Annotated in this window: 5 protein-coding genes and 1 riboswitch; of the genes, 3 read left to right on the plus strand and 2 right to left on the minus strand. The window is 72.3% G+C overall.

All coding sequences use genetic code 11. The features are described from left to right. Positions 1-454, plus strand: a 454-nt coding sequence (locus GT030_RS36690; protein ID WP_237522770.1) for an ROK family protein, incomplete at its 5' end; no start/stop codon positions are given. Positions 455-460: 6 nt separating this feature from the next. On the opposite strand, the gene GT030_RS23815 is transcribed toward GT030_RS36690, so the two are convergent. Together GT030_RS23815 and GT030_RS23820 are read right to left on the minus strand one after the other, a co-directional pair. Further along, positions 461-673: a hypothetical protein gene (locus GT030_RS23815; RefSeq protein WP_161202847.1), complete on the minus strand. Its 213-nt coding sequence runs from the start codon at positions 671-673 to the stop codon at positions 461-463. A 127-nt stretch (positions 674-800) separates the two neighbouring features. Beyond that, positions 801-1,541, minus strand: a complete 741-nt coding sequence (locus GT030_RS23820; RefSeq protein WP_161202848.1) for an NAD(P)H-binding protein — start codon at positions 1,539-1,541, stop codon at positions 801-803. Between the two features lie 315 nt (positions 1,542-1,856). Next, a riboswitch (FMN riboswitch) is annotated at positions 1,857-1,987 on the plus strand. Between the two features lie 154 nt (positions 1,988-2,141). Here GT030_RS23820 and GT030_RS23825 point away from each other — a divergent pair. Then, positions 2,142-2,747, plus strand: coding sequence for a riboflavin synthase (locus GT030_RS23825; RefSeq protein WP_161202849.1), 606 nt, complete (start codon positions 2,142-2,144; stop codon positions 2,745-2,747). Continuing rightward, a partial coding sequence (locus tag GT030_RS23830; RefSeq protein WP_161202850.1) for a nicotinamide mononucleotide transporter occupies positions 2,744-2,950 on the plus strand: 207 nt, incomplete at its 3' end. The genes GT030_RS23825 and GT030_RS23830, both read left to right, overlap by 4 nt.

Consider the following 2,950-nt stretch of genomic DNA (forward strand, 5'->3'; position numbering starts at 1 on the left):
GCTGGCGGTGGGGGGTCCGCCGGACGGGCCCGGTGCCGCGCGAGTGGTCGCGGAGGCGGTCGCGGCGGTGGAGGCGGACAGGGCTTCGGCTGCCGCCGGGGCGGACGTGGATTCGGCCGTCGGCGGCGAGCGCGACCGGCCTGCCGCCGAGGTGGACACGGCGGATGCCGGGGCCGGTTCACCCGCCGCCCGCTTCCTCGACGCCCTCGCCGACCGCCTCGCCATCGGCGCCGCCGCCGTCACCGCGATCCTCGACCCCGGCTGTGTGGTGCTCGGGGGCGAGGTCGGCCAGGCCGGGGGAGAGGTGCTCGCGGCGCGGGTCGGCGCACGGCTGGGCCGGATGTCGCCGCTGGCCACCGAGGTGCGGGCCGGCGCCCTGGGGGGTGCGGCGGTGCTGCGGGGGGCCCTGCTGACGGCCCGTGACCGGGCGCAGGACGAGCTGTTCGGGCCGTAGGAAGGCTCAGTCGCGGTCCCGCAGGGCGCTCACCCCGTTGATGTCATTGAAGTGGTGGAAGACGTGGGCCTGGCGCCGGGCGTCGCGGAGCCCCCGAGTCGCCGCGGCCTCGATCCGCCGGCCCTCGGGGCTGCTGGGCGACCGGCGCCGGTCGCGGCGGACCAGTACGGTGACCGACCACGCCAGGACCAGTGCCACGCCCGCCGACGCGACCACCACGCGGACCACCCTCTCCGTCGGCGGGCGGGGGATCGCCCGCCGATGACAACGTAGCCAGCAGGCCGCGGCCACCGAAGAGCCGTTTACGGCACCCTTGACCGCGCCGTATTTCCGGCGCCCGGCAACGTCAGCCGAACCGACGCGCCAAGTACTCCTCGAACGTCCCCTTGCCCACCGCCTGTTCCGGTGCCAGGTGGCCGCCCGCGCGGAAGGCGCCGTACGTCCGGCCGAACAGGGGGACCTCCAGCAGGCGGCGGTGTCTGCCCTTGGCGTCGAGATAGGCACGGGCCAGGGAGGGGACGGAGCGGATCTCGGGGCCGCCCATGTCGGGAACGCGGCCCGAGGGGGTCGTGAGGGCCAATTCCGCCAGGCGGGCGGCTACTTCGGAGACCTCCACCGGCTGGTCGGACAGGGCGGCCGGGAGGAGGGCCAGTGGGGGTGCGGTGAGCGTGCCGAGAAAGGTGGCCATGAGGTCGTGGAACTGGGTCGCGCGCAGCACCGTCCAGCCGAGCCCGGACTCCTCGATCCGGCGCTCCACCGCGAGCTTGGCGCGGTAGTAGGGCAGCGGCACCCGGTCCACGCCGACGATGGAGATGTACACCAGGTGCGCCACCCCGGCCCGCCGCGCGGCCGGGATCAGATGGCCCGCGGCCTTCTCGTCGCCGCCGTTCGGCGAGCTGGCGCAGTGCACCACGGTCTCCACGCCCGCCAGGGCCGCGTCCAGCGCGGGCCCGCCCTTGCGCAGATCGACCGCGTACGGCTCGCTGTGCCGGCTGAGCACCCGTACGTCGTGGCCGTCCGCCCGCAGCTTCTCCGTCACCAGCCGGCCGAGTGTGCCGGTGCCGCCCGTCACCAGGATCGTGGTCATGCCGCTCGCCTTCCCGAAGGTCCGGGGCGGCCCGTTCGGCACGCCCCACGACCAGGACGGCTCCGCCCCGGCGGATGTGACATCGGCTGGGGTGACCCGGCGGCGGGCAAGGGCCTTCGTCACCGCCGCCGGGTCCGGTCGCACCCTAAAAGGACTAGACCACTCCGGTCAATAGGTCCGGACCAAGCTCAATTCCCTTGTGATCCGAGGGTGTTGTGCTGAGTATTCACCCGCATGGTGTGCCTGTGAGGCAGCCCACACCGGTCCTCTGTATGGCCGACCGGCGGGCGTGGCAGACTTGCGGTGTACCAGAAGCAGCGCACTCCGGGGTCGGTGAAAGTCCGAACCGGCGGTTACAGTCCGCGACCCGGTCGCTTCCAGCGGCCGGTTGACCAGGTGAAATTCCTGGACCGACGGTTAAAGTCCGGATGGGAGGCAGTGCGCGGCGGGCGGGCATCACCATGCACGCCGCCGTATCAGGTCTCGTCCCTCGGGACGGGTCCCTCTCGGCGTCGTGACCCGGTGCATTCCCCTCGTCCATGCCGTCGTCATCGACCGGCCCCCGGAGTCCGTGCCCGAAGAGGCAGGAGGACCGGGGACGTGTTCACCGGAATCGTGGAAGAGCTGGGCGAGGTCACCGCCGTCGAGAACCTCGGCGACGCCTCACGTTTCCGGCTCCGTGGCCCCGTCGTCACCGAAGGCGCGCGGCACGGCGACTCCATCGCCGTCAACGGCGTCTGTCTCACCGTGGTCGACCACGAGGGTGACGAGTTCACCGCCGACGTGATGGCAGAGACCCTCAAGCGCTCCAGCCTCGGTGCCCTCGCAGTCGGCTCCCGCGTCAACCTCGAACGCCCCACCGCCGTCGGCGCCCGCCTCGGCGGCCACATCGTGCAGGGCCACGTCGACGGCTCCGGTGAGGTGCTCGCCCGTATCCCGTCCGAGCACTGGGAGATCGTGAAGATCTCGCTCCCCGCCGGCCTCTCCCGCTATGTCGTGGAGAAGGGCTCCATCACGGTCGACGGCATCAGCCTCACCGTGGTCGAAGCGGGCCCCGAGCATTTCACCGTCAGCCTCATCCCCACCACGCTCGCCCTGACCACGCTCGGCCACAAGCAGCCCGGCGACCCGGTCAACCTCGAGGTCGACGTCATCGCCAAGTACGTCGAGCGGCTGCTCACGGCCGGACAGGAGGCAGGCGCGTGAACGCGCTCAACACCGAGGCCTTCACCCTCTTCGGCCAGCACATCCTCTGGTCGGACATGATCGGCAACCTCTTCGGACTGGCCGCCCTCGCGCTCGGCTGGCGCCGCTCCCTGTGGACCTGGCCGGTCCAGCTGGTCTCCGGTCTGATCCTCTTCGCCGCCTTCTACGGCCACCTCGCCGGCAGCGCGGGCAAGCAGGTCGTC

Origin of the sequence: Streptomyces sp. SID1328, assembly GCF_009865595.1 — a bacterium.
Classification (GTDB): Bacteria; Actinomycetota; Actinomycetes; order Streptomycetales; family Streptomycetaceae; genus Streptomyces; species Streptomyces griseoluteus.